This window comes from Mesorhizobium sp. RCAM 06353 (assembly GCF_059683585.1).
The window spans coordinates 3,894,985-3,919,566 of the sequence record NZ_CM185031.1 but is presented as its reverse complement, the minus strand read 5'-3'; the positions used below and the strand labels follow the sequence as shown (position 1 = coordinate 3,919,566).

The following is a 24,582-nucleotide window of genomic DNA, read 5'->3' as shown; positions in this document are numbered from 1 at the left end:
CCGCCGGTTCCGCATCATCGCTGCAATTCCGCCAAGGCTCGCTCCAGCGGCGCCGGCGAAATCTGGATCGGACCGGCGAACGGCACATCCATATCGAGGATCAAATAGAGCGCCCCGGCGATCAGCGCGGCGGAAATCACCAAGGTCGCTAGCGTGATCGCATTCTTCGGCGCCCTGAACCCGAAACTGGCAAAGATCAGTGCCAGCCACGTCACCAGCATCGCGATCAGCGGCCAGGGGATAGCACCCTCCGACTGCTCGACGAGGATCCAGCGCAATTCCAGCACTTTCTGCAGGCGCTGGCGTCCATCCTGCAGGAGCGAACCACGTACAGCGTCGGCCGGCGTCAGCGCATTCAGCCGTGAACCGATCTCCGTCAGCAGATGTTCGGACAGCTGGTTGGCGGCGATGGTCGTTTCGCTGTTCTGTGACGAGGTGGTCACCACCCTCTGGACATAGGCGACCAGCGGCTGGCGCACCGCGTCGGTTTCCGGGCCATACAGGCGCAATGTCCTATCGAGCAGGATCAGCTCCGTCGCATAGGCGTGCACGTTGTGATCGATCGATTCGAAGGTGTTCTTGGCCGAATTGATCATCAGGCCGAGCATCAGCGAGGTCATGACCCCGAACAGATTGGCCGCGTGCCGCACCACAGTGTTCGTGTCGTCATCACGATGTCTGGCCGGCAATCTCGGCCAGATCGCCATGCTGGCGAACGCCGACGCCGCCAGGCACAGGAAGATCACCGTTGCGATGAACGCCTCGAGCATCGCTCATCTCTGCACGGGACGCGCCAATTGCCAATGGCAGGGCACCGGTCACACAGCGAAAGTTGCGCCGGCGCCAGCCGTTTCCCGCCCCTGTCTCACGACACCGGTGCCGCTCCGCCCTCTTCGGTGCGCCGCGCGATGAATTCGTCGAGCACGCCCGACGTGGCGACAGCCGATGCCGGCGGCTCGAAATCGGCAACCGCACGCCGCCAGACACCGGTGGCGCGTTCGCTCGCCGTCTTCGATCCGCTTTGCGTCCAGTTGCCGAAGTTCGACCAGTCGGCGACCAGCGGTTCGTAGAAGGCGGTGCGGTAGCGCGACATGGTGTGGCCGGCCGAGAAGAAATGGCCACCCGGCTGCACTTCGGCGATCGCCTCGAAGCCGATCGAATCGTCGTCGCCGGGCGTCGCGGCACAGAGTTCCGCGACCGTCTGCAGCGCCTCGATGTCGGTGATCATCTTCTCGAAGGAGACGCTCAAGCCGCCTTCCAGCCAGCCGGCGGCATGGATGCACATCGTCGCGCCGGCCAGCACCGAGCCCCACAGCGCGAATTGCGTTTCGTGCGCTGCCTGCGCGTCCGAGATGTTGGCCGCGCTGCCGCCGCCGGACCGCCAGGGCAGTCCGGTGAAGCGCGCCAGCTGGCCGGCGCCCAATGTCGCCTTGACATGCTCCGGCGTGCCGAAGGCCGGCGCCCCCGATTTCATGTCGACATTGGAGGAGAAAGAGCCGTAGACGACCGGTGCGCCGGGCCGCACGAGCTGCGCCAGCGTCAGCCCCGCCAGCGCCTCGGCATGCTGCAGCGCCAGCGCGCCGGCGACCGTGATCGGCGCCATCGCGCCCGCTAGACAGAACGGCGTGATGACGGAGACCTGCCCCGCTCTGGCGAAATCGATGATGCCTTGCGCCATCGGAATGTCGAGCTGGCGTGGCGAGTTGGTGTTGATGACGGTGTAGCAATGCGCGTTCGCCAGGAATTCGTCCTGCGACAGGCCGCGGGCCAGCCGGATCATCTCAAAACCGTCCTCGACCTGCGGCGTGCCGCGCGCGAAGACGAACGGAAACTTGTCGGACAGCGTCAGCTGCGCGCGGTTGACGGCATAGTGGCGAAGGCGGTTGTCGACATCTTGCGGCTCGATGCAGGGGCCAAGCATATGCAGCACGTCGAAATGCTGCACCAGCCGCAGCAGGTCCTCGAAATCGGCCAGCGTGCCGGGCCGCCGTCCGCGTTCGAGATCGGTGACATTCGGTGCGCCACATCCAGCCAGGAAAGTCATCGACCCGAGTTCCAGCGTCAGGTCGCGGGACCGGTCGCCGGCTTGCGCATGGATCGACTTCGGCGCCGAGGCCAACGCCGCCACCACCATGTCGCGGCCGATGCGCACCATGTCGGTGTCCGGGTCCACAAGCGCACCGGCGCGGGCAAAAATCTCCCGCGCCTGCGGCAGCAGCACCTTGATGCCGAGCTCCTCCAGCACGCGCAGCGCCGTGTCGTGGATAGAAGCCACCTGGTCGTCCGAAAAGATCGGCTGCGGCAGGAACGGGTTCTTCAGCGACCGGTAATTGGGCCGGCGACTGCTTTCGCTGCCCGCCTCGCCCGTGCGTCCGCGCCGGCGTTCGCGCCTGCTGTCTCGTGCCGCGTCATCGACCATCGAAAATCCTCCTCATTGCCGCATCGCCTTGCCCGAGGGATCGTAGGGCGAGGCCGCGATGATCCGTGCCGGCCGCTCGACGCCGACAATGTGCACCGAAAGCACCGTCCCCTCCTCGGCAAAATCGTCGTCCACCAACGCCAGCGCGACGCTCTTGCCGATCGTGTAGCCAAAACCGCCCGAGGTGACGAAGCCGACGCGGCGGCCGTCGTGCCAGACCGGCTCGAAGCCGCTGGCATCGGCGTCGAGCGCATCGATCTCCAATGTCACCATCCGCTGCGCGGTGCCGGCGTTGCGCTCCTTCAGCGCCGCCTCGCGGCCGACGAAATCGCCCTTGTCGAAGGCGATGAAGCGGTCGAGGCCGGTCTGGCGGGGCGTGTAGCCCTGCGTGAATTCGCGCGACCAGATGCCGAAGCTCTTCTCCAGCCTGAGCGCATTGAGCGCGTAGTAGCCGATCTCGGCGAGACCAAGATCCTCGCCGGCGGCAAGCAGCGTGTCGCGCAGTGTGGCGTGCATGGCCACCGGGCAACTGATCTCGAAGCCGAGCTCACCGGCGATGGACAGCCGTGCCACACGGGCCTGCACCATTCCGATATCGAACGCGCTGCAAGCCATGAACGGCAGCGCCGCGGCGGAGACGTCCTGATGCGTTGTGCCTTCGAGGATCTTGCGCGCGTTCGGCCCGGTCAGCAGGAAGCCGCTCATCGCATCGGAAATGTCAGTGACGGCAACACCTTCCGCCGCGTGGCTCTCGAACCAGCGCATGTGGAATTCCCTGAGATAGTAGGAGCCCATCAGCCAATAGTCACTGCTGCCCCAGTTGATCACGGTGAGGTCGCCCTTCAACCGCCCATCCGGCCCGAGCATCGGCGCAAGCCGCGCCTGCCCGGCTTTCGGCAGCCTGCAGGCGAGTAGCCAGTCGAGCCATGCCTGGGCGCTTGGCCCCGACACCGCATAGCGCGCATAGGCCGAGATATCGACGAGGCCGGCAGCATGACGGGCCTGCAACGCCTCGTCGCCGACGATATCGAAGGCGTTGGAGCGCTTGAGCGTGGTGTTCTCACGAAACCCCATCGGCGCGAAATAGGCCGGGATTTCCAGCCCCCACGACGCAGTCCATTCGCAGCCCGCCGCACTCATGCCATCATAGGCGCCGGGGCGTTTCAAAGGCCGGCCAGCCGGCAGCCGCTCATTGGGAAAGGTCATGACGAAACGGCGCGAGTAGAACTGGCGCGTCGTCTGTTTGAGGTATTCCCGGTTGGCGGCGAAGACGCCATAGCGGGCAATGTCCATGCCGAAGATGTCGGCTTGCGGCTCGCCGTAAATCATCCATTCGGCCAGCGATTTGCCGACGCCGCCGCCTTGGCTGAAGCCGGCCATGACGCCGCAGGCGACCCAGTAGTTTTTCAGGCCGCGCACCGGTCCGACGATCGGATTGCCGTCGGGGGTAAAGGTGAAGGCACCGTTGACCCATTTGCGGATGCCGGCCGTCGCCAGGCACGGAAAGCGCTCATGCGCCTTGGCGAGTTCCGGGCTGATGCGGTCGATGTCTTCCGGGATCAGCTCGATGCCGTAGTCCCATGGCGCGCCATCCATGTTCCAATGCTTGGGGTTCTGCTCGTAGACGCCGAGCAGCACGCCCTTGCGCTCTTGCCGCAGGTAGGAAAAACCGTCGAGATCGACGGCGATGCCGATCTCCCGATCCAGCGCCGCGATCTCCGGAATGTCCTCGGTGATGAAATAGTGGTGCTCCATCGGCGTCACCGGCAGGTCGACGCCGGCCATGCGGCCGAGCTGCTTTGCCCACAAGCCGCCGGCATTGACGACATGCTCGGCAACGATGGTGCCCTGCTCGGTGACGACGTCCCAGTGGCCGTCGGCGCGCGCCTTCAGCTCGACGACACGATTGCGCAGGATGATGTCGGCGCCGCGCTTCTTCGCGGCGCCCGCATAGGCATGCGTGGTGCCGTAGGGGTCGAGATGGCCTTCGTTGGAATCGTGCAGGCCGCCCAGCACACCCGTGACGTCGACGATCGGGCAGATCGCCTTGATCTCGTCGGGCGTCACCAGCCGCGCTGTCTCGATGCCGACCGACTGGAACACCGCCCAGGCCGATTTCAGCCACTCCCAGCGTTGGGGGTCGCTGGCGATGTTGACGCCGCCGGTCATGTGCAGGCCGATATTCTGGCCGGATTCGGCCTCGATCTCGCGGTATAGATTGATGGTGTAGTCCTGCAGCGCCGCGACATTGGGATCGGCGTTGAGCGCATGGAATCCGGCCGCCGCATGCCAGGTCGAACCGGCGGTCAGTTCGGCGCGCTCGATCAGCGCCACGTCAGACCAGCCGAACCGCGTCAGGTGGTAGAGCACCGAGGCGCCGACCACCCCACCCCCGATAACCACTGCGCGGTAGTGCGACTTCAAGGCTTCCCTCCCGGTCTGTCAGAAGCCGCACCATATACGTACTGGACATAAGTGTCTAGTGCGGGGTTTGGACACCCAAACGCATGCGCGAGGGACCATCAATTCTTTCGCCCCAGTGCGCGTTTTCATCGGCCTGCGAACAGGCCGGCGAGCACGCATACCGCGCTGTCACGCAAGCATCATGTTCGCGCCGTAGACCGCTTTTTGGGGGCGGCGCGCGGCATCATCGATGTGCCGCCTCTTTCAGCTTTTCGTTCTTCGGCCGCTCCGGCACATCCGTCACAAGAGGATATCCATGAAACAGCTTTACCGAACCGCTTCGCTCGGCGTCGCGCTGGCCCTGTTCACCGCCTTGACGCCGGCGCTCGCCGACAGCACCGCGACCGTCCTCATCAACAAGGGCCTGGTCGGCGTCGGCCGCATCCCGGCCGCCCAGCGCGACAAGTTCGGCGAGACGTTCGGCTCGGGTTCCGGCATGGCGATCGATACAGCTGCCTGGACGCATGATGCGGGCACCTACAAGGGGTCGCTCTGGCTGCTGCCGGATCGCGGCTACAATGTCGCCGGCACCACCGATTACCGGCCGCGCCTCAACACCATCGGCATCGAATTCACCCCGGCGGCACCAGGCGCCGCTGGCCAGGAGCAGACTGCAGTCAAGGCGACGCTTGCCGACACCATGCTTTTGACCGACGACAAGGGCACTGATGCCACCGGCCTCGATCCGCTGTCGGATGTGCGCGCCGCCGCCGGCGACATGCCGATGCTGCCCGCCGCGACCAATGGCAAGCTCGCCCTCGACAACGAGGCGATCGTGCGGCTGCCCGACGGCTCGATGTTCATCTCCGACGAATATGGCCCCAACATCTACCGGTTCTCGGCACAAGGTCGCCTGCTGTCGGCGACCCAGCCGCCGGCGGCCCTCGTGCCGACACGCAAGGGCGTGCCGAATTTCTCCTCGGACAATCCCGGTCCAGGTGCTGCCGAGCCCGATCCGAAGGATCCCGATACCGGCCGCCAGAACAACCAGGGCCTCGAAGGCATGGCGATGACGCCGGACGGCAAGTTCCTGATCGCCGTGCTGCAGTCGGCGACCCGGCAGGATGGCGGCGATTCGGGCTCGACCCGGCAGAACACACGCGCCCTGGTATACGACGCCTCCGACCTCGCCCATCTCAAGCTGGCGCATGAATATGTCGTGCCGCTGCCGGTGTTCAAGGATGCCAAGGGCAAGACCAAGATCGCCGCGCAAAGCGAGATCGTGGCGCTGTCGGACACGTCCTTCCTGATGCTGGCGCGCGACAGCGGCAACGGCCAGGGGGTGAAGGGCGACACCTCGCTTCTGCGCCAGATCTTCGTCGTCGACGTTTCGACCGCCACCGACATTGCCGGCGGCGCCTTCGATGCCGCCGACAAGCCGGTCGCCCCCAAGGGCGTGCTCGATCCGTCGGTGACGCCGGCCAAGCTGACACCCTTCATCGACATCAACGACAATGCGCAGCTTAATCGCTTCGGCCTGCACAATGGCGCGCCGAACGATCACAACAACCTGTCCGAGAAATGGGAAGCGATGTCGCTGGCCAGCGTGCTCGACCCGAAGCTGCCCGACGACTACTTCCTGTTCGTCGCCAATGACAACGACTTCCTCGCCCAGGACGGTTTCCAGGTCGGTGCGCCCTACAAGGCCGACGACGGCGCCAATGTCGACACCATGTTCCTGGTCTATCAGGTCACGCTGCCGGGCCTGGCCAAGAAGTAGTCACCCCTATCCAGGCGGGCGCGCTTGACGCGTCCGCCTGCGCAGGTCGTACAGACTACTTCAAGAACTCCGCATCCTTCGGCACGCCCGCATCGATCGGTTCCGCCGTCCTGCTCGACACGGCCATGATCTTGCCGGCAGCCGACAAATTGGGACGCACGAAAACCTGGGCGGGGCCGTTGACGCGGCTGTAGAGGTCGATGATGTCCTGGTTCATGAAACGCACGCAGCCCGACGATGCGTTCTTGCCGATGGAATCCCACTCCGGCGTGCCGTGCAGCCGGTACATCGTGTCCTTGCCATCGCGGAAGAGATAGAGCGCGCGGGCGCCCAGCGGGCTCTGCGGACCGGGCGGCATGCCGTCCTTGAATTTCGCCAGTTCCGGCCGGCGCTTGATCATTTCCGGCGGCGGCGTCCACACCGGCCACTTCTTCCGCGCCTGGATCACGGCGCTGCCGGTCCAGCCGAAGCCGGCCTTGCCGAGGCTGACGCCGTAACGGATGGCCTTGCCGCCATCGCGCACCAGATAGAGGAAGTGCTCGGAGACATCGACGACGATCGTGCCTGGTTTTTCACCGGTCGGGTCGGCCACGATCTGGCGCACGAACTTCGGATCGAGCTTGGCCACCGGGATGGCCGGCAGTTGAAAGCCCTCATCGGTGCGTGCGGTATACATTGTTGCGGCATCACCGAGCGCAGGCTCGGGCGGCGCCGCGGCCACCGGCGGCGGCGTCACCACCTCCGTCGTGGTGCAGGCTGAAAGAGCTGCGGAGGCCGCACCCAAGGCGGACGCACCGAGAAACGCGCGCCGGTTCAGGCGCTCGGAAAACAGCGTAATATCGGACATAATCCCCCCGGCTTATCCATCAGATCTAGTAGGAATGCGGCCCCACGCGGCGACGATCAATACCCCATTCCGGGAGCTTTGAGAACATGATTAGATCAACACACGCCAGCCGGAATTTTCCGACGCCGCATCGACCTGTCTCGTTGAATCGGCAATCATCACGGGCCGGACTCGAGATAAGCCTTCAGCCATGACCGAAAAAATGCCCACGCGCCGACGCACCGGCGACCTGACCAGCGGCCCGATCCCGCGCACGCTGCTGCTGTTTGCCTTGCCGGTGCTCGGCTCCAACGTGCTGCAGTCGCTCAACGGGTCGATCAATGCCGTCTGGGTCGGCCGCTTTCTCGGCGAATCGGCGCTGACCGCCACCTCCAACGCCAACCTCGTGCTGTTCCTGATCCTGGGCACGGTGTTTGGCATCGGCATGGCGGCGACCATCCTGGTGGCGCAGTCGGTCGGCGCCCGCGATATGCCCGAGGCGCGCCGCATCGTCGGCACCAGCGCCACCTTCTTCTTCCTCATCTCAGTGATCTTCGCCGTCTGCGGCTGGATCTGGGTCGACGCCATCCTCAACACGCTCGGCACACCGGCGGACGCCTTGCCGCTGGCGCGCTCCTATCTGCGCATCATCTTCGTCGCCGTACCGATGATGAACCTTCTGTCCTTCGTCATGACCGTGCTGCGCGGCGCCGGCGATTCTGCGCACGCCCTTCTTCTTCATGGCGCTGGCGGTCGTGCTCGATATCGTGCTCAACCCGCTGCTCATCCGCGGCATCGGCCCCTTCCCCGAACTCGGCATCGCCGGCTCCGCCACCTCGACGCTGATCGGCCAGACGGTCAGTGTCATCGCCATCCTCGTCGTGCTCTACGCGCGCAAACATCCGCTGCGGCTGGCCGGCGCCAATCTCGTTCTGCTGCGCCCCGATCCGGCTTTGCTGCGCATAATCGTCTTCAAGGGCGTGCCGATGGGCCTGCAGATGATCGTCATCTCGGCAGCCGCCCTGACGGTCATGGGCATCGTCAATTCCTACGGTTCGCAGGTCGCTGCCGCCTACGGCATCGCCGCACAGCTGTGGACCTACATCCAGATGCCGGCACTCGCCATCGGTGCGGCGGTCTCCTCGATGGCAGCGCAAAATGTCGGTGCCGGCCGCTGGGACCGGATCGGCCGCATCGCCGCCTCCGGCGTCGGCTTCAACCTGGTCCTGACCGGCGCCCTCGTCGCCTTGCTGTGGCTCTTCGACCGCTCGATCCTCAGCCTGTTCCTGAGCAGCGACAGCACGGCGATCGACATCGCCGCCCACATCAACAAGGTCGCCTCCTGGTCGTTCATCCTGTTCGGCATCACCATCGTGCTGTTCGGCACCGTGCGCGCCACCGGTGCGGTGATGCCGCCGCTGATCATCCTGGTGATCTCGGTGCTGATCGTGCGCACCGGCTTCGCTTATTTCCTCAGGAGCGTGATCGGCGAGGAAGCGTTGTGGTGGAGCTTCCCGGCCGGCTCGATCACCTCACTGGTGCTGGCCGCGGCCTATTACCGTTTCGGCCGCTGGCGCACCATGCACATGATCGAGGACAGGCCGGCCGCCGGCGAACCGCCTGACACCGGGCTTGGCGTGCCGCGCCAGCGCGCGCATATGATGCCCGAGACACCAAACGGCTGAATGATCTGGCGCCAGCGGGCGTTCGTCGACTGCCGGTCAGGCGATACTCAGTGTCTTTCATGGTTCGCCTGCGCAGTGCAGGCCATCTTCCGGTCGCCCAGCCACGTGGCGGGTAGCCGCACATCCCGCCATCGCGTAGATTTCGCCCGACATTCGGGGGAGTTCCATGGGCAAAGGCAGGGTCGAGGCGTTCACCGACGGAGTGGTGGCCATCATCATCACCATCATGGTGCTTGAACTGAAGGTGCCGCATGGCGAGGATTTTTCGGCCCTGGTGCCGTTGTGGCCGATCTTCTTCTGTTACGTGCTGTCCTTCATCAATGTCGGCGTCTACTGGAACAATCTGCACAACATGTTCCACACCGTGCAGCGCGTCGACGGCCGCGTGCTGTGGGCGAACCTCAATCTGCTGTTCTGGCTGTCGCTGATGCCGGCAACGACGGCCTTTATGGGCGAGAACCATTTCGCGCCGGTGCCGGTCGCCGTCTACGGCGCCGACCTCGCGCTATGCGCTATCGCGTTTAACATCCTGACCATCACTCTGCACCGGCTTCACGGCAGCGAGAGCGCCTTTGTCAGGGCCGTGGGCAGCGACCGCAAAGGCAAGATCTCGCTCGCCTTCTACCTCGCGGCCATACCGCTGACCTTCCTCAACCAGTGGATCGGTGTGGCGATCTACGTTGCCATCACCATGGTTTGGCTGGTGCCGGACACGCGTTTCGCGCGGGTGATCGAAAAATAGATCCCTACTTGCGCATCGCCTTCAGCTTTTCCGCCACCGAAGCGGCAAGATCGGCATAGCGCTCTTCCAGCCGGTCGGCTGCCTTGATGATCGAGAAATCATGGCCGAACTTCTCCAGCGCCATGCGCAGTTTCTCGACGAACTCCGCCTGTTTTTCCAGCGCGGCGAACAGTGTCTTGACCTGGGCTTCGCTGATATCGGGGTTGGCCAGCATCTGCGGCACCTCGCGCCCCATCTGGTCGCCGGTGGCGGTCTGCTCCTTCAGAATTGCAACCCAGTCCGTCAATCGAAGATCTCCATTTTGCCCAGGCAAAAGGCTCCTTTTGCCCCGGCAGTGCCCAAGCAACATGCGCAGCCTCGACCGGAGTGGTCAACCCGAACACGTGTTGACGGAGGCTTGCGCAAGCCCGTTCGAGCGCTAAGTTCGGCGCCATCGAGAAAAGGACACCATTGCTCATGATCACCGACGCCGAAATCCAGACCGCCCTGCCCGCGCTTGGCAAAGGCAACACCGCCGTCATCACCGGCGCCGCCAGCGGCATCGGTCTGGCAGCCGCCAAGCGGCTTGCGCTCATGGGCATGAAGATCGTGCTCGCCGACATTGGCGGCACCCGCCTTGACGATGCCTCCCGCGCCATCTCGGCCATTGCCGACGACGACGCCGTGCTTGCCGTTGCATCGGATGTGTCGAAGGCCGACGAGGTCGACCGTCTCGCCGAGCGGGCATTCGGCGCCTTCGGCGAGGTCTCGCTGCTGATGAACAATGCCGGCATCGGCGACAATCCCGGCAAACCCTGGGAGAACCGCGATGCCTGGAAACGTCTGCTCGACATCAATTTCTGGGGCGTCGTGCATGGCGTCGAGGCCTTCACGCCGCGCATGCTGGCGTCGGCCAAGCCGGGCCTGATCATCAACACCGGTTCCAAGCAAGGCATCACCACGCCGCCCGGCAACCTCGCCTACAATGTCTCCAAGGCCGGCGTGAAGACTTTCACCGAGGGCCTGGCGCATGCACTGCGCAACGAACCGGGCGCTCGCCTCTCTGCGCATCTGCTGATCCCCGGCTTCACCTATACCGGCCTCACCGAAGGTGCGACGGAAAAACCGGCTGGCGCCTGGACCGGCGAGCAGGTCGTTGATTTCATGCTGGAATCCCTGGTCGGGGGCGACTTCTATATCCTGTGCCCGGACAATGATGTGGCGCGGCCTCTGGACGAGAAACGCATGGCATGGGCGATCGGCGACATCATCGAAAACCGCCCTGCTCTGTCGCGCTGGCATCCGGACCACAAGGATGCTTTCGCGGCCTTCATCAAGGGCTGATCTGCAAGCCCTCAAGCCGCGCGCTTTTTCGGAGCCCGTTTTTGCGTCACGGCCTTCTTTGCGGCCATGGTGGCGATCTTCTCATCATGCCGCTGGTCATGCCGCTTCGCTGCCCGCTCGCACTTGTCGCGGATCTCCTCGACCTCGGATTCGGTCAGGTGCTCGATGCCGATGAAATGGTTGTGGCCCTCGCTGACCCGGATCAACTCATCGAGCTTGGCCTGGATCGCGGCGCCGTCGCGGTTCTGGGTGTTCTGGATCAGGAACACCATCAGGAAGGTGATGATGGTCGTGCCGGTGTTGATCACCAATTGCCAGGTGTCCGAGAAACCGAAGAACGGCCCGCTCACCGCCCAGACGACGATGATCAGGCAGCAACCGACGAATGTCAGCGGCAGGCCGGTTATGTGGGCGACCCAGTTGGCGATCTTGGTGAAAAGCTTTTCCATCTGTCGAGATCCGTCAGTGACTGTCGCGAGGAGAAACATCCGGCGACCGTCTCAGGTTCCCGCTGGCGACAAATACGTCAGGCACAATTGAATACACGCTAAGCGGGCACGCGACGGAAAACACACCTTATCGGTTCAATGTCATAGTAATCGTGCAGGCAAGAGAGCCTGTTCCTTCCGCTTCACAGCGGTTTACCTCCATCCCCTTCCGCTGCGCCACCCCCGCATGGCGGAAGGGGTTTCAGTCTGGTGAGGGCGGAGCACGAGTTCCCGAAAGCGCCGACTGGTCCAAGACAGCACACTTTTCCTGGAATTGCTCTAACCGGCGTCATTTTCCCAGCGATCGAGGAAGGCCCCGATCGGCATGGACTGGATGTCGGGAACCGCCCTGGCGAGTTTATCGACCTGCCAATCCCACCAGGCGAGCGCTTCGATCCGCGCCGCGATGTCAGGGGCAAAGCGCGGCCGCAGCGGCTTTGCTGGCACGCCGGCGACGATCATGTAGGACGGCACGTCTTGCGTCACCACCGCGTTGGCGCCGATGACGGCGCCATTGCCGATGGTGACGCCAGGCATGATCACCGCGCCGTGGCCGACCCAGACGTCATGGCCGATGCTCACCGCTTTCGACTGCCGCCGCTCGCGGAACGCGGCATCGACACCCAGCCAGCGGAAATACTCGTTCGGCCGATAACTGACCTTGTGCTGGGTCAGCCTTTCGATCGGATGCTCAAGCGCATTGATGCGGCTGTTGGCGGCTATCGAGCAGAATTTGCCGATGGTTGTGTAGATGGCTTCCGAATGGCGCTCGAAATAGGAGAAGTCGCCGACGCTCACCTCGCGCAGCACCACCCGCTCGCCGATCGAGGCGTAGCGGCCGAGCTTGCAAGCCTTCAGCTCCGCGGTCGGATGGATGCGCGGCTCTGGATCTTTCAGGACGAGGTTTTCGGAACGGTCCATCCGGGCGGCTTTACGTCAGAGCAATTGCTCCTGCAAGGCGGGGGCAATTGTCCGTGGGGCCAATCAGCACAAAAGACGCCGACCACGGCCTATTTCGGCTTGCCGTTGGTCCACACCACGCTCTGGCCGTACAGCGGCACTGTCGTGACCGACATCTTCGCCGAGCCGTTCTGCACCTGGCGCGAATGCGAGAGATAGATCAACGTCTCGTTGGCCTTGTCGTAGATGCGGTTCACCACCTGCTTCTTCCAGATCAGGCTGATGCCTTGCTTGAACACCTCCTCGCCGCCCTCACTCATGTCGATATCGCCGATGGTAATCGGGCCGGTCTGACGGCAGGAGATCGACGAATCGCTGGGATCCTCGAACCAGTTGCCCTTGTGCAGGCGATCAATGATGCTGCGGTCGAAATAGGAGACATGGCAGGTCACGCCCTCCACCTTCGGGTCCTTGATCGCTTCGACGATGATGTCGTTGCCGACCCAGTCGACGCCGACCTTGCCGACTTCCTCGGCGACGGCGCTGCCGGCGCCCAGCACGACGCACGCGGCCACGGCGCCGCCGATCAGTTTTCGCCCAATCCGTTCGCGCCCAATCAGTTCGAGCAAAGGAGCCTCCTGCGGTTCGAGTTGCCGGTCTCAGGTGGGACGCGTTGTGCCGCTTTGCAAGCACAAGCGTCAACACCGCCGCGGTTGCGGCATCGCGGCACTTTGCCTGCACAGGCCCGAACGGCTAAGACTGTCGCACCGGCGCGGCATCGAGCCGGCGCGATGATTTCTGCAGACGGACTTTTCTGATGATGCGTTCTATCCTGGTCGGCATTCTCGTCCTGATGGCGGCCGGCATCGGCTGGCTGACCTTCGACTGGTATCGCGGCCATTATGGCGGTGAGCCGTTCGGCGCCCCCTTCACTTTAGTCGACCAGAAAGGCGCGCCGATCACCGAAGCCGCCTTCCGGGGGCAGCCCAGCGTCGTCTTCTTCGGCTTTACCCATTGCCCCGAAGTCTGCCCGACCACGCTGTTCGAACTCTCCGGCTGGCTGAAGACGCTCGGCGACGACGGCAAGACCTTGCATGCCTATTTCGTCTCGGTCGACCCGGAGCGTGACACGCCCGCGGTGATGAACGCCTATGTCAGCAACTTCTCCGACCGCATCACCGGCATCACCGGCGACCCGGACAAGGTCCATGCCATGGCCAAGTCGTTCGGCATCTACTGGAAGAAGGTCGACACCGGCGACGGCGACTACACGATGGACCACACGGCCTCGGTGCTGCTGCTCAACGCCAAGGGCGACTTTGCCGGCACGATCGCCTATGGCGAAAGCGCCAGCACCGCAGTCGAAAAGCTGAAGCGCCTCGCGGCCAAGGGTTGATACTGACTCGATGACCCAGACGCGGCTCCATTTCACCACCGGAAAGATCGAGGCGGAGCGCGTCTTCGCGGCGCTCGAAATGGCCTTCGAGGATGAAGGCCTGCCGATCGCCGTGATCGAGGTCGACGAGGACCAGGATATCCACGAAGTCTCGCTTTATACCGATGGCGACGTCGATGCTGTCGAGGCGCGGATGAAGGACGTTCTCGCCGGCCTCGCTCTGTCGAAGCCGATCGGGCGCGAGGCGCTGCCCGATATCGACTGGGTCGTCCACTCTCTGGAAGGTCTGAAGCCGGTGCGCGCCGGCCGTTTCTTCGTCCACGGCGGGCATGATCGCACGAAGCGCCACAGCGGCGAACTCGCCATCGAGATCGAGGCCGGCCTTGCCTTCGGCACCGGCCATCACGGCACCACCGCCGGCTGCCTCGAAATGCTGGAGAAAGTGGTGCGGCGCGAACAGCCGCGCAATGCGCTCGATCTCGGCACCGGCAGCGCCGTGCTGGCGATCGCCGTCGCCAAGCTGGCGCATATTCCGGTGCTGGCCACCGACATCGATCCGGTGGCGGTGAAGGTCGCCGCCGCCAATGCACGGCTCAACCACGTCAAGGGGCTAATCGAAACAGTGACCGCGCCGGGCTTTCACCACCCGATCTTCGGCAAGCGCGGCCCCTTCGATCTCATCGTCGCCAACATATTGGCGCGGCCGCTGATGCGGCTGGCGCCGCAAATGGCCGGACACATCACGCTTGGCGGCTCGATCGTGCTGTCAGGCATCCTCGAGCGCCAGCGCGACGCCGTCATCTCGGCCTATGTCGGCCAGAATTTTCGCCACGTGCGCACGCTGCACCGCGAAGGCTGGGTGACGATCCACCTCAAGCATTGAGGCCGGCAAGGCACCGCCGGTCTTTCCCCGCCATTGCCAAGGTGTTGAGATTGAGGTCAGGCCAACTGGCTAGAAGCTGATGCCCAGATTGGCCTTGAACCCATTGTCGAAGGCATCCGCCCCGAACTGTCCGGCATAGGACAGGCCAAGCGTGGCGTTGTGCGCCAATTGCACGTCGAAGCCGGCTTCGACCAGCACCGCATCCCTGGCGATCGGCACACCGGCAATGGTGAAGCTGTCACCACCCGCGAAGGCAACGGTCGATAGTGGCGTGACGTCACCGAAGGCGTGGCGCCAGCCGAGCATGCCGCGCGCGGTCGCGGCAACGCCGCCAAGGGTAACGTCGGTCGACGCCCTGACGCCGAGCGTGGTGAAGGTCGCATCTGCGGTCGAACTGCTGCTTGTCAGCGCCGCGGTGCCACCCGTTTCCGCAAAGCCATCCGTGTGCAGGTTCACATAAGCAAGATTGGCGAAGGGCTCGAAGGCAAACGGCCCGGCGTCGGTCTTGTAGGCCAGTTCGCCGAAGGCCTGCGCGGTCGCGGCGTCGTAGTCGGCCGACAGGCTGTCGGTGAAGCCCTGGAAAGCGACGGAGCGCGATGTCGAGATCCGGTGCCAGGTGTAGGCGGCACCGGTGCGCAAGGCGACAGCGCCCCAATTGGTGCCGCCGTAGAGGCCGAGATGGTAATTGTCGCTGTCGCCGGACGAGTTCCTGTCGTCGGCATTGAAACTGGTGCGGCTGTAGCCGCCGACCACGCCGATGCGCCAGTCGCCGGCCAGGCCGTCGGCGCCGACCAGCAGGCCGCCCGTCGAACGATCGAAGGCAGCCGCATTGCCGTCGCTATCGGCACCGCCCCAGGAGCCAAATCCCTGCGACCAGATGGCGAAGCGATCTGTGTCGGCGGCAACGGGCTGCACGCCGTCCTCGCCATAGGCCATGACCGGCAGCGAGGCGGTCTTGCCGCTGTCGCCGAAGGCAGCGCGCAGGCGCGCCGTCACCGCGTCCTGCAGGAAGTGGCTGTCCTGCACCAGCATACCCTTGGCCGAAGCATGGATTTCGCCGGAAAGCTGGTCGAAAGCGGCCTGCGCGGCTGCATCGCTCGGCAAGTCAAGCACCGCGCTGACCAAGGCACTGCTGGCCGCGCTGTCCAGCCCGTCACCGGTGGCGATCTGGTTCGGCGTCACGCCGGCCGAACCGAAGGTCTGCGTCTGGATGACGTCGACATAGGCCTGCGTCGTGATCGAGTGGGTGCTCAGACGGACGAAGGCGGAGACCTGCGGATCGCCCACCAGGGTGAAGGTTCCGGCCACGCTGGCGGCTTGAAGCACGACGTAGTGGGCGCCCGCCACCAAATCGTCCAGCCCAATATTGGTCACGCTCAAGCCGGCGCCTGGGGCTATGCTTGCCGTGCCTACGGCAATGATCCGATCGGTAGCGCCGGCGGCATTCAGTTCCACCGCATAGGTCGAGCCGGATGCGAAGCTGGCGTCGCCATAGACCGCCAGCGTGCCGATGCCATTCTTGCCGGGCGCAACCGTGCCGGAAACAGAGATCGAGCCAACCGGACCGCCGCCGGCGAGCGTGGCGCCGCTGTCGACTGTAATGGCCGAACCGATCAGGGAACCCGAAACCAGCAAGGTACCGGCCTTCACCTCGGTCGTACCCGACAACGCGTTCGTACCCGACAGCTCGAAAGTTCCCGTGCCGTCCTTGATCAACCCGTTGGTACCTGTGATGACGCCCGAGAACACCGTCGAGCCATTATTGCCTCCGGTCGTCAGCTTGCCTGTCCCGGCATTAACCGCTCCGGCGCCGGCCAGCGAACCGATCGCCTGGTCGAAATTGTTGAGATCGAGCGTTGCACCGCTTTCGATCGTATAGGCGCTGTTAGCGCTGAAAATGTTGGTGGCGAACAGGCCCGCCTTGAGCGTGCCTTGGGCGACATCGGTGGCCGTGGCATAGTTGTTGTTGCCGTCAAAACCTTCCACGGTCAGCGTGCCGGCGCCTGTCTTGGTGAATGTCCCGCTCGGCGTGCTGTCGTCTCCCATGCTGGCGGAGGTGCTGACGTCGAAGCCGTTCGTGTCGATGGTGCCGCCAGCGGCGCCGAACAGGATCGAAACATTCGGAAGGGTGAGGTTCGCACCTGCCTGCAGCGTGCCGCCATCCAGCGTGATCGGCCCCAAACCCAAAGCATGATCGGCCGTGACCCGGATCGTTCCCTCCTCGATCCGGGCGCCGGAGCCGAAACTGTTGTTGTTGGTCAGCACGAGCGTGCCGGCACCGGTCTTGACGACCGCGGATGGATCGCTGAGGTCCGAAATCTGGCCGGCATAGGTTCCGGTTGCCCCGGATCCGACATTGATGGTCTGGCTGAGATCGATGGTCAGGTCGTTGTTGATCGTGACGCCATCCTGGATATCGATCACCGTTCCACTGAAGGCGGAAAGCAGGCCGGTTCCCAGCGCGTTGTTGTTGCCGAGGCTGAGCGTGCCGCCATAGAGGTTGGTGCCGCCAGTGTAGGTGTTTGCGCCATTCAAGGTCAGCAAGCCGTCACCGCTTTTGGTGAGGCTTGCACCCGAGATCACTCCATCCGCCGTAAAATGAGCACCGGCATCGACCGTGACGACAGTGTCGGAGACGAGATTGAAACTGGCGCCGGCGTCCAGGTCGGGAATGAAATTGTTCGTCTGCACGTTGATCGCGGCCTGCCCGGAGGCCTGGAAATTCAAAACGCCGTTTGAAAACCGGTAACCGCCGGAGGTGCTCGTGGCATTCAAGTTCAGTGTGCCGACCGTATAGGGTCCGCCAGTCAGAAAAACGGTATAGCCGAGCCCCTGGTCCGGCGCATCATGGTTGAAGTTCGCGACCGCATCGACGCCGTTGGGAATCGTTTCCGGAGTCCAGTTCGCAGCTATGCCCCAATCGCCGCTGTTGTGAGTGAAATCCTCGGCCGAGGCGGCACCGGAGATGATCGGCGTTACAGCGGCCGCAATCAGCCCGGCAATCAGCAGAGCCGGAAGCGACGTGGACGACAGAAGCGAGCCCGCAAGCCGCGCATTCACCTCGCCATCGCCTTTGGCACGCACTGTAGAAACGGAATGTCTCATGAAAATCCCCCGACCAACCATCCATTGGCTGAATCGACCCTTGAAGCCCATGGCGACGCTACGAAACCCGCTGCCGAGAGACAAGCGAATGTAAGCCGTAAAGATTACCGGAACCAAGCAACACAGAGCCCAGACAAGAAATCAGAGCAAATCCGTTGCGAATTTGCATCAATCAATAGTTGGCCACAACAGATGCCGGACTGCGAACAAGCACGGTTTTTGCCGGCTGACTGGCTCTGGATATCGTCCTCATTTTCAACATCGACCCTGCAAGCGGCGCATGGCATCATGGCTTTCAACAGCGTGCCGGAACAGGTTCCCCGACACCAACCCTGACCGGAAGGCCCTACCCCCGGCGGTCAAGACAAGAAAACCCGAACCAGATAACTTGCCGTGCGAAGTGACGCACGCTCAAAAAGCAGCCTTTGCTGACTTTTTCTGGTTGCAATTCCCCGGTGCTGGCGGCAGCGCGGCAATGCCGCGTCGTGTCGGGGATGAGGAACGACAATCCAGCTTTCGTGCTGCTGGACCAGCCCCATTCGGTTGTCAGCCAGACGGCGCTGTAGCAGTTTGCGCCGGCCGGAAATCGATTCCGATTTCCGGGCCTATAGGCTACGGTCAGGCCAGCTCAGGAGGCCCATCATGTTCCAGACCTTCGATTCCGCGGGCGACCCTTCCGTCGGCAAGCCGCGCGTGGCGCTGCTGCGCCAGTGGCTGGCCGCGAATGGCCTCGATGGTTTCATCGTTCCGCGCGCCGACGAGCATCAGGGCGAATATGTCGCCGATCGCTCGGCACGACTGAAATGGCTGACCGGCTTCAGCGGCTCGGCCGGCGTCGCCATCGTTTTGCGCGACCGCGCCTTCGTCTTTGTCGACGGGCGCTATACGCTGCAGGTGCGCAGTGAGGTCGATCTCGACATCTTTTCGATCCAAAGCCTGGTCGACAACCCACCCGCCGTCTGGCTCAAGGACAATATCGGCAAGGGCGCGCGGCTGGGCTTCGATCCATGGCTGCACACGATCAGCGAGGTCAAGGCGCTGCAGGCCTCGGCCGACAAGACCGGCGCCGTTCTGGTGCCGCTCGACAGGAACCCGATCGACATCATCTGGAAGGATCAGCCCGAAGCACCGGTGGCCCCGGTCGAGCTGCACCCGATCGGCTTTGCCGGCGAACTCGCCAAGGACAAGCTGGCGCGGCTGGCGGCAGCGATCGGCAAGGACGGCGCCACCCATGCGGTGCTGACCGACCCCTCCTCCATCGCCTGGGCCTTCAACATCCGTGGCGGCGACGTGCCGCACACGCCGCTGGCGCTCGGCTTCGCCATCCTCGCCGCCGACGGATCGCACCAGCTGTTCATGGACAAGCGCAAATTCCCGCGCCAGGTCGCGGCCTATCTCACCCAACTCGCCGATCTGCATGAGCCCGGCGAATTCGAAGCGGCGATCGCAGCACTTGCCAAGGGCGGCGCGAAGATCGCGCTCGACCCGGTGCTGGCGGCCGACCGGCTGCGCATGCTGGTCGAGGACAATAGCGGCACGGTGGTTGCCGCGCCAGATCCTGCCCGCATCCCGCGCGCCACCAAGAACCAGGCCGAGATCAACGGCTCGCGCGCCGCGCATCGCCGTGACGGCGCGGCGGTGGCAAAGCTCCTGTGCTGGCTGGAGCGCCAGAAACCCGGCTCGCTCGACGAAATCGCGGTCGTCACCCGGCTGGAGGAGAGCCGCCGGCAGACCGGCGAGGAAACGCAGATGCCGCTGCGCGACGTCTCCTTCGACACCATTTCCGGCGCCGGACCGAACGGCGCCATCATGCATTACCGCGTGTCTCGCGCCACCAGCCGCAAATTGCAGGCCGGCGAGCTGTTCCTGCTCGATTCCGGCGCGCAGTATCAGGACGGCACCACCGACATCACCCGCACCGTGCCGATCGGCCAGCCGACCGAGGAGATGCGCGAACGCTTCACACTGGTGTTGAAAGGCATGATCGGCATTTCCACGTTGCGCTTCCCCACCGGCACACGCGGCTCGGAGATCGACGCTGTCGCCCGCATGGCGCTGTGGAAGCATGGCTGCGACTTCGCCCATGGCACCGGCCATGGCGTCGGCTCGTATCTCGCCGTGCATGAGGGGCCGCAGCGCATTGCCCGCACCGGCACCGAAAGGCTGCTCGAAGGCATGATGCTGTCCAACGAGCCCGGCTACTACAAGGAAGGCGTCTACGGCATCCGCATCGAGAATCTCATCCTGGTGACGCCAGCCGAACAGATCGAAGGCGGCGACATCGCCATGCACGGCTTCGAGACGCTGACGCTCGCCCCGATCGACAAGCGGTTGGTGCGGTCAGAGCTGCTGACGCGCGAGGAACTGCATTGGCTCGACGCCTACCATGCCCGCGTGCTGGCCGAGATCGGACCGATGCTCGACGGCGAAACGCTGGCCTGGCTGGAAAAGGCAACAGCGCCGCTGCCGCACGACGCGAAGATTTGAGCGGGCTGACATTCAGCTTGGAAGGCTGACGCTGCCCTATCCCACAAATTGCCGCGCTAGGATCAGCACCGCTGCCCCCGCCAGGAACATCGACATCAGCCCGCCGCGCAGCGAAACCACGGCGGTGACGGCCAATGCCGCCCATTCGGCCGGTCCGGCATTCAACAGCTCCGGCGCCACCAGCGTCGTCAGCACCGCCGCCGGCACGGCGTTGAGGCCGGCCTCGACGCGCGGATGGATGTTGTCGAAGCGGGAGATGACCAGATGCCCGCCGATGCGCGTCAGATAGGTGGCGATCGCGCCGGCGATGATGATCCAGAAGGTCGTGCTCATGGCCGCTCTCCCACGCCGCTATGATGTGGCGGCAGGATGACGGCGAGCAGCACGCCGGCGATGGCGCCGATCGAGACGTGCCAGGGCGAGCCCACCGTCTTATAGGCGATGATCGAGGCGCAGGCACTGGCGACCACCACCGGCAGCCATAGCGGCCGCTTGCGGAAGCCCATCACCAGGCCGAGAAAATAGATCGGCAGCAGGAAATCGATGCCCAGCGCATGCGTGTCGGGGATCAGCCTGCCGAACACCGCGCCGAGCGCGCTTTCGACCACCCAGAACACATAGACCGGCAGGCCAAGCCCCAGATACCAGGCGAAGCCGACGGTATGGCCGGATTGCGCCCTCGCCTCAGCCACCGCGTATTGCGGATCGGTGAGGATGAAATAGCCGAGCGCCTGCTGGATGACCGGCCAGTGCGCGATGCGCCGGCCGATCCCGGCGGAGTAAAGCACATGGCGGAAGTTGACGGCGAAGATCGACAGCACGATCAGCCACGGCGCGACATGCTGGCCGAACAGCTGGATGCCGACCATCTGGCTGGCGCCGCCGAACACCAGCGCGCTCATCAGGAAGGCCTCGAACACCGAGAAGCCGTTGTCGACGGCGAGCGCCCCGAACAGCACCGCGAACGGCGCCGACGCCACCACAACAGGCATGGAGAGCCGCACGCCCTGCCAGAAGTCGCTTCTGCCGCCGCTCTCTGAGATCACGTCCGTCGCCATAGGCCGCTCCTGATGCAGGTCGCCCAAAAAGTGCGTGGGATTTGGGATAACGACATGCACAACAACAAGGGAGTGGCGGTATGTAGGTGGCATACCCCGCCTTGTCACACGAATTCGCTTGAGCCAAACGATCAGCGGAAATGATCGTCGCCGCGCTTAAGTTGGGGCTTAGTCCTTCGCGATTTTGCCCTCGATCGCCCTGCCCCAGTCGAGCAGCGGCTTGGCGCGCAAGGTGAAATCGACGAGTTCCTCGACCAGTTCCGGCCCGTGAATGCCGGCCGGATCGATCGCATGCCGAACGGCAAAATGCCGGTTGCGGATAGCAGCGACAAGGTCCTCGTCCGTGACATGCTCGAAGCCGCGCGGCGTGCGCTTCATGCGGTCTTCGGCATCGAGTTCAAGGCCGTTCTTCTTCAACGCCTTCACCATGGCGCGAAACCTGTCGGGCCACGTCTCGATGGCGCGCCGCATCGCCAGCAGCAACGCGGCCTCCGGCTGCCACCAGGCGACGCCGGCAAAGCATCCCTCAAGCCCGATATGAACGTAGAACACACCCTGCACCGCCTTGCTGCCATCGGGCGACAGGATCGCCGAGACATGTCGGTTGTAGGGCCGCTTGTCCTTGGCAAAGCGCACGTCGCGATTGATGCGGAACAGCGACTTCTTGCGGTCGCCGCGCAGACCAAGCCCCGCCTCTGCAAAGCGCAGCGTCAGCGTGTCGACGAGATCGCCAAGGGGATCGCGCAATTCCTGTTCGAACAGGTCGCGGTTCTCCAAAAACCACTCTCGGCTCTGGTGGAAATCCAGCGCCTTCAGGAACGGAATGGCCTTTTGGCCGAAGCCTTTGAACGCCGTCACGACTTACCGACCCGTTGCAGCCAGGTGTCCTCGTCAATGACTTCGACACCGAGTTCGCTGGCAAGCTTGAGCTTGGAGCCGGCCCCCGGTCCTGCCACCAGCAGGTCGGTCTTGGCCGAAACCGAGCCGGCGACCTTGGCGCCAAGACGCTCGGCCATCGCCTTGGCTTCGAGCGCGTCATCTTCTCCAGCGAGCCGGTGAAGACGATGGTCTTGCCGGCGACCTCGCTGTCGGCCGAGACCGTGACGATATACGGCTTCGGCTTGACCTCTCCGAGCAGCTTGTCCAGCACGTCGTCATTGCGCTCATTGCCGAAGAAATCGCGCAGCGCATCGATCACCGTGTCGCCGATGCCGTTGACCGACGGGAAGACGGTGTGCGGATCCTCCGCCGCCGCTGTCTCCTTGCCGACGCGGATCAGCTCCTCGATGGTGGAAAAGGTCTTGGCAAGCACTGCCGCCGTCGTCTCGCCTATATGGCGGATGCCGAGCGCGAAGATAAAGCGGTCGAGTTCTGGCTCCCGGCGCGAATCGATGGCAGCAAACAGCTTGTCGAGGCCCTCATAGTTGCGATCCTCGACACTGCGCACATTCTTGCGCGTCTTGCCGGATGCCGCCTCGCGCTGCCTGGCCTGCTCCTCGCGCCGCTCGGCAAGCGCCTTGGTGACCGCGGGACGGCGATCCCTGAGCGTGAAAATATCGGCGGCCGTCTTGATCAGCCCGGCATTGAAGAACGTGTCGATGTTTTCGGCGCCCAAGCCCTCGATATCGAGCGCCCCGCGCGACACGAAATGGCGCAACCGTTCCACGGCCTGCGCGGCGCAGATCAGCTCGCCGGTGCAGCGCCGGCGGGAATCTTCCTTGCCGGTCTTCTCGTTGATCTCGCGCGTCGCCGGCGAACCGCAAACCGGACAGGTATGCGGGAAATCGTAAGGCACGGCATCGGCGGGACGCTTGTCTACGACGACGCTGACGATTTGCGGGATGACATCGCCTGCCCGCTGGATCACCACCGTGTCGCCGATGCGCACATCGATGCCGTCGCGGATCGGCAGGCCGTTGCTGTCGAAACCCTTGATGTAGTCCTCATTGTGCAGCGTGACGTTCTCGACCACCACGCCGCCGACGGTGACGGGCGCAAGCCGCGCGACCGGCGCCAGCGTGCCGGTGCGGCCGACCTGGATGTCGATCTTCTGCACGGTCGTCATTGCCTGTTCGGCCGGGAATTTATGCGCAACCGCCCAGCGCGGCTCGCCGGTGACAAACCCCCAGCGGCGCTGCAGCTCCAGCTGGTCGACCTTGTAGACGACGCCGTCTATGTCATAGCCCAGCGAAGAGCGCTGCTCCTCGATCAGATGGTAATGCGCAACCAGTTCCTCGGCCGACTTCGCCCGCACCATCAAAGGGCTGATCTTGAAGCCCCAGTCGGCGAATTTTTGCACCGATTCGTACTGCGTTGGTGCTGGATCTGCTGTCGTGAAGCCCCAGGCATAGGCGAAGAATTTGAGGTTGCGGCTGGCAGTGACGGACGCATCCTTCTGCCGCAGCGATCCGGCAGCCGTATTGCGCGGATTGACGTAATCCTGGCCACCGGCCGCGGCCGAGCGCTGCTTCAGCGCGTCGAATTCCGCATAGGTCATGTAGACCTCGCCACGTATCTCGATGGTGTCGGGCCAGCCCGAGCCTTTCAGCCGCGCGGGGATGTCGGCGATGGTTCTGAGATTGGCGGTGATGTCTTCGCCAACCGCGCCGTCGCCGCGCGTCGCACCCTGCACGAACACGCCTTTTTCATAGCGCAGCGATGCCGACAGCCCGTCGATCTTCGGTTCCGCGGTGAAGGCGATGTCGAGATCCTTGTCGCGGTCGAAGAACCGCCGGCCGCGCTCGATGAAATCGGTGACGTCCTCGTCGGTATAGGCCTTGGCGAGGCTAAGCATGGGCACCGCGTGACGTACCTTGGTGAAGCCTTCCGCCGGTGCGGCACCCACCCTGAGCGTGGGCGAATCTTCGCGCACCAGGCCGGGAAAGCGCTCCTCTATGGCAAGGTTGCGCCGCCGCAGCGCATCATAGTCCGCATCCGTAATCGTCGGCGCGTCCTCGGCATGGTAGCGCCGGTCGTGCCCGGCGATCTCCTCAGCCAGCCGCTGGAGTTCGGCTTCAGCCTCGCTTTCGCTGAGCGAATCGACAGGTTTTTCAGCCATGCTTTTCTCCCCCGAACGGTGGCGCGTCA

At 64.1% G+C, this 24,582-nt stretch carries 20 protein-coding genes and 2 pseudogenes; 9 read left to right on the top strand and 13 right to left on the bottom strand.

Going from position 1 to position 24,582, the window contains the following annotated elements; all coding sequences use genetic code 11:
• Window positions 1–14: 14 nt before the first annotated feature.
• From AC56QX_RS18875 to AC56QX_RS18865, 3 genes are all read right to left on the bottom strand, one after another.
• Complete coding sequence (locus AC56QX_RS18875) at window positions 15–770, bottom strand: bestrophin-like domain (protein WP_497109966.1); 756 nt, start codon at window positions 768–770, stop codon at window positions 15–17.
• Window positions 771–865: 95 nt separating this feature from the next.
• Window positions 866–2,419 (bottom strand): trimethylamine methyltransferase family protein, encoded by a 1,554-nt coding sequence (locus tag AC56QX_RS18870; RefSeq protein ID WP_497109964.1) that lies wholly within the window; start codon window positions 2,417–2,419, stop codon window positions 866–868.
• Window positions 2,420–2,431: 12 nt separating this feature from the next.
• Window positions 2,432–4,843 (bottom strand): GcvT family protein, encoded by a 2,412-nt coding sequence (locus AC56QX_RS18865; protein ID WP_497109963.1) that lies wholly within the window; start codon window positions 4,841–4,843, stop codon window positions 2,432–2,434.
• 295 nt (window positions 4,844–5,138) lie between these two features.
• Between AC56QX_RS18865 and AC56QX_RS18860 the strand changes: the two genes are divergently transcribed.
• The gene (locus tag AC56QX_RS18860) at window positions 5,139–6,602 is read left to right on the top strand and encodes an esterase-like activity of phytase family protein (RefSeq protein WP_497109961.1); all 1,464 of its coding nucleotides are present in this window, start codon (window positions 5,139–5,141) and stop codon (window positions 6,600–6,602) included.
• 55 nt (window positions 6,603–6,657) lie between these two features.
• Here AC56QX_RS18860 and AC56QX_RS18855 read toward each other — a convergent pair whose 3' ends face one another.
• The gene (locus AC56QX_RS18855) at window positions 6,658–7,449 is read right to left on the bottom strand and encodes a L,D-transpeptidase (protein WP_497109960.1); all 792 of its coding nucleotides are present in this window, start codon (window positions 7,447–7,449) and stop codon (window positions 6,658–6,660) included.
• Window positions 7,450–7,639: 190 nt separating this feature from the next.
• Between AC56QX_RS18855 and AC56QX_RS18850 the strand changes: the two are divergent.
• From AC56QX_RS18850 to AC56QX_RS18840, 3 genes and pseudogenes are all read left to right on the top strand, one after another.
• Window positions 7,640–8,101: pseudogene (locus AC56QX_RS18850) on the top strand (MATE family efflux transporter); the annotation flags it as partial.
• A gap of 67 nt (window positions 8,102–8,168) precedes the next feature.
• Window positions 8,169–9,113: an MATE family efflux transporter gene (locus tag AC56QX_RS18845; RefSeq protein ID WP_497109959.1), complete on the top strand. Its 945-nt coding sequence runs from the start codon at window positions 8,169–8,171 to the stop codon at window positions 9,111–9,113.
• A 166-nt stretch (window positions 9,114–9,279) separates the two neighbouring features.
• Complete coding sequence (locus tag AC56QX_RS18840; protein WP_488477615.1) at window positions 9,280–9,855, top strand: TMEM175 family protein; 576 nt, start codon at window positions 9,280–9,282, stop codon at window positions 9,853–9,855.
• A gap of 4 nt (window positions 9,856–9,859) precedes the next feature.
• On the opposite strand, the gene AC56QX_RS18835 is transcribed toward AC56QX_RS18840, so the two are convergent.
• A complete protein-coding gene (locus tag AC56QX_RS18835) occupies window positions 9,860–10,141 on the bottom strand; it encodes a hypothetical protein (protein WP_497109958.1) in 282 nt (93 codons plus the stop codon).
• 170 nt (window positions 10,142–10,311) lie between these two features.
• Here AC56QX_RS18835 and AC56QX_RS18830 point away from each other — a divergent pair, with 170 nt between their 5' ends.
• Window positions 10,312–11,178 (top strand): SDR family NAD(P)-dependent oxidoreductase, encoded by an 867-nt coding sequence (locus AC56QX_RS18830; RefSeq protein WP_497109957.1) that lies wholly within the window; start codon window positions 10,312–10,314, stop codon window positions 11,176–11,178.
• Between the two features lie 11 nt (window positions 11,179–11,189).
• On the opposite strand, the gene AC56QX_RS18825 is transcribed toward AC56QX_RS18830, so the two are convergent.
• The 3 genes from AC56QX_RS18825 to AC56QX_RS18815 form a co-directional block, all read right to left on the bottom strand.
• A complete protein-coding gene (locus tag AC56QX_RS18825) occupies window positions 11,190–11,627 on the bottom strand; it encodes a low affinity iron permease family protein (protein WP_497109955.1) in 438 nt (145 codons plus the stop codon).
• 318 nt (window positions 11,628–11,945) lie between these two features.
• The gene (locus AC56QX_RS18820) at window positions 11,946–12,587 is read right to left on the bottom strand and encodes a transferase hexapeptide repeat family protein (protein WP_497109954.1); all 642 of its coding nucleotides are present in this window, start codon (window positions 12,585–12,587) and stop codon (window positions 11,946–11,948) included.
• An 89-nt stretch (window positions 12,588–12,676) separates the two neighbouring features.
• A complete protein-coding gene (locus tag AC56QX_RS18815; RefSeq protein ID WP_497109952.1) occupies window positions 12,677–13,195 on the bottom strand; it encodes a CreA family protein in 519 nt (172 codons plus the stop codon).
• A 188-nt stretch (window positions 13,196–13,383) separates the two neighbouring features.
• On the opposite strand from AC56QX_RS18815, the gene AC56QX_RS18810 reads away from it, so the two are divergent.
• Window positions 13,384–13,962 carry an SCO family protein gene (locus AC56QX_RS18810; protein WP_027044777.1) on the top strand — a complete coding sequence of 193 codons (579 nt, stop codon included), beginning with the start codon at window positions 13,384–13,386 and terminating at the stop codon, window positions 13,960–13,962.
• Window positions 13,963–13,972: 10 nt separating this feature from the next.
• The gene (locus AC56QX_RS18805; protein WP_497109951.1) at window positions 13,973–14,845 is read left to right on the top strand and encodes a 50S ribosomal protein L11 methyltransferase; all 873 of its coding nucleotides are present in this window, start codon (window positions 13,973–13,975) and stop codon (window positions 14,843–14,845) included.
• Between the two features lie 69 nt (window positions 14,846–14,914).
• On the opposite strand, the gene AC56QX_RS18800 is transcribed toward AC56QX_RS18805, so the two are convergent.
• Window positions 14,915–17,950: an autotransporter outer membrane beta-barrel domain-containing protein gene (locus AC56QX_RS18800; protein WP_497109949.1), complete on the bottom strand. Its 3,036-nt coding sequence runs from the start codon at window positions 17,948–17,950 to the stop codon at window positions 14,915–14,917.
• Here AC56QX_RS18800 and AC56QX_RS18795 point away from each other — a divergent pair.
• Together AC56QX_RS18795 and AC56QX_RS18790 are read left to right on the top strand one after the other, a co-directional pair.
• Window positions 17,942–18,286, top strand: a complete 345-nt coding sequence (locus tag AC56QX_RS18795; protein WP_497109948.1) for a hypothetical protein — start codon at window positions 17,942–17,944, stop codon at window positions 18,284–18,286. The two genes, AC56QX_RS18800 and AC56QX_RS18795, sit on opposite strands and share 9 nt — an antisense overlap.
• Window positions 18,287–18,592: 306 nt before the next feature.
• Window positions 18,593–20,437, top strand: coding sequence for an aminopeptidase P family protein (locus AC56QX_RS18790; protein ID WP_497109947.1), 1,845 nt, complete (start codon window positions 18,593–18,595; stop codon window positions 20,435–20,437).
• Window positions 20,438–20,473: 36 nt separating this feature from the next.
• Here the strand turns inward: AC56QX_RS18790 and AC56QX_RS18785 are convergent, their stop codons facing one another.
• The 4 genes and pseudogenes from AC56QX_RS18785 to ligA form a co-directional block, all read right to left on the bottom strand.
• A complete protein-coding gene (locus AC56QX_RS18785) occupies window positions 20,474–20,770 on the bottom strand; it encodes an AzlD family protein (RefSeq protein ID WP_475450113.1) in 297 nt (98 codons plus the stop codon).
• On the bottom strand, window positions 20,767–21,495 hold the full coding sequence (locus tag AC56QX_RS18780; protein ID WP_497109946.1) for an AzlC family ABC transporter permease: 729 nt from the start codon (window positions 21,493–21,495) through the stop codon (window positions 20,767–20,769). The genes AC56QX_RS18785 and AC56QX_RS18780 overlap by 4 nt, the downstream gene beginning before the upstream one ends.
• 168 nt (window positions 21,496–21,663) lie before the next feature.
• Entirely contained in the window at window positions 21,664–22,353 is a 690-nt protein-coding gene (locus AC56QX_RS18775) for a DUF2461 domain-containing protein (RefSeq protein WP_497109944.1), read from the bottom strand.
• A pseudogene (ligA, locus tag AC56QX_RS18770) lies at window positions 22,350–24,553 on the bottom strand (NAD-dependent DNA ligase LigA). Before ligA ends, AC56QX_RS18775 begins: the two are co-directional and overlap by 4 nt.
• Window positions 24,554–24,582: the final 29 nt, after the last annotated feature.

Bases quoted from the DNA above. Each gene is read 5' to 3' on its own strand.
- AC56QX_RS18800 (WP_497109949.1), bottom strand. From the start codon at position 17,950: ATGAGACATTCCGTTTCTACAGTGCGTGCCAAAGGCGATGGCGAGGTG.
- AC56QX_RS18780 (WP_497109946.1), bottom strand. From the start codon at position 21,495: ATGGCGACGGACGTGATCTCAGAGAGCGGCGGCAGAAGCGACTTCTGG.
- AC56QX_RS18875 (WP_497109966.1), bottom strand. From the start codon at position 770: ATGCTCGAGGCGTTCATCGCAACGGTGATCTTCCTGTGCCTGGCGGCG.
- AC56QX_RS18830 (WP_497109957.1), top strand. From the start codon at position 10,312: ATGATCACCGACGCCGAAATCCAGACCGCCCTGCCCGCGCTTGGCAAA.
- AC56QX_RS18840 (WP_488477615.1), top strand. From the start codon at position 9,280: ATGGGCAAAGGCAGGGTCGAGGCGTTCACCGACGGAGTGGTGGCCATC.
- AC56QX_RS18820 (WP_497109954.1), bottom strand. From the start codon at position 12,587: ATGGACCGTTCCGAAAACCTCGTCCTGAAAGATCCAGAGCCGCGCATC.
- AC56QX_RS18870 (WP_497109964.1), bottom strand. From the start codon at position 2,419: ATGGTCGATGACGCGGCACGAGACAGCAGGCGCGAACGCCGGCGCGGA.
- AC56QX_RS18790 (WP_497109947.1), top strand. From the start codon at position 18,593: ATGTTCCAGACCTTCGATTCCGCGGGCGACCCTTCCGTCGGCAAGCCG.
- AC56QX_RS18805 (WP_497109951.1), top strand. From the start codon at position 13,973: ATGACCCAGACGCGGCTCCATTTCACCACCGGAAAGATCGAGGCGGAG.
- AC56QX_RS18810 (WP_027044777.1), top strand. From the start codon at position 13,384: ATGATGCGTTCTATCCTGGTCGGCATTCTCGTCCTGATGGCGGCCGGC.
- AC56QX_RS18785 (WP_475450113.1), bottom strand. From the start codon at position 20,770: ATGAGCACGACCTTCTGGATCATCATCGCCGGCGCGATCGCCACCTAT.
- AC56QX_RS18860 (WP_497109961.1), top strand. From the start codon at position 5,139: ATGAAACAGCTTTACCGAACCGCTTCGCTCGGCGTCGCGCTGGCCCTG.
- AC56QX_RS18825 (WP_497109955.1), bottom strand. From the start codon at position 11,627: ATGGAAAAGCTTTTCACCAAGATCGCCAACTGGGTCGCCCACATAACC.
- AC56QX_RS18845 (WP_497109959.1), top strand. From the start codon at position 8,169: ATGGCGCTGGCGGTCGTGCTCGATATCGTGCTCAACCCGCTGCTCATC.
- AC56QX_RS18855 (WP_497109960.1), bottom strand. From the start codon at position 7,449: ATGTCCGATATTACGCTGTTTTCCGAGCGCCTGAACCGGCGCGCGTTT.
- AC56QX_RS18795 (WP_497109948.1), top strand. From the start codon at position 17,942: ATGTCTCATGAAAATCCCCCGACCAACCATCCATTGGCTGAATCGACC.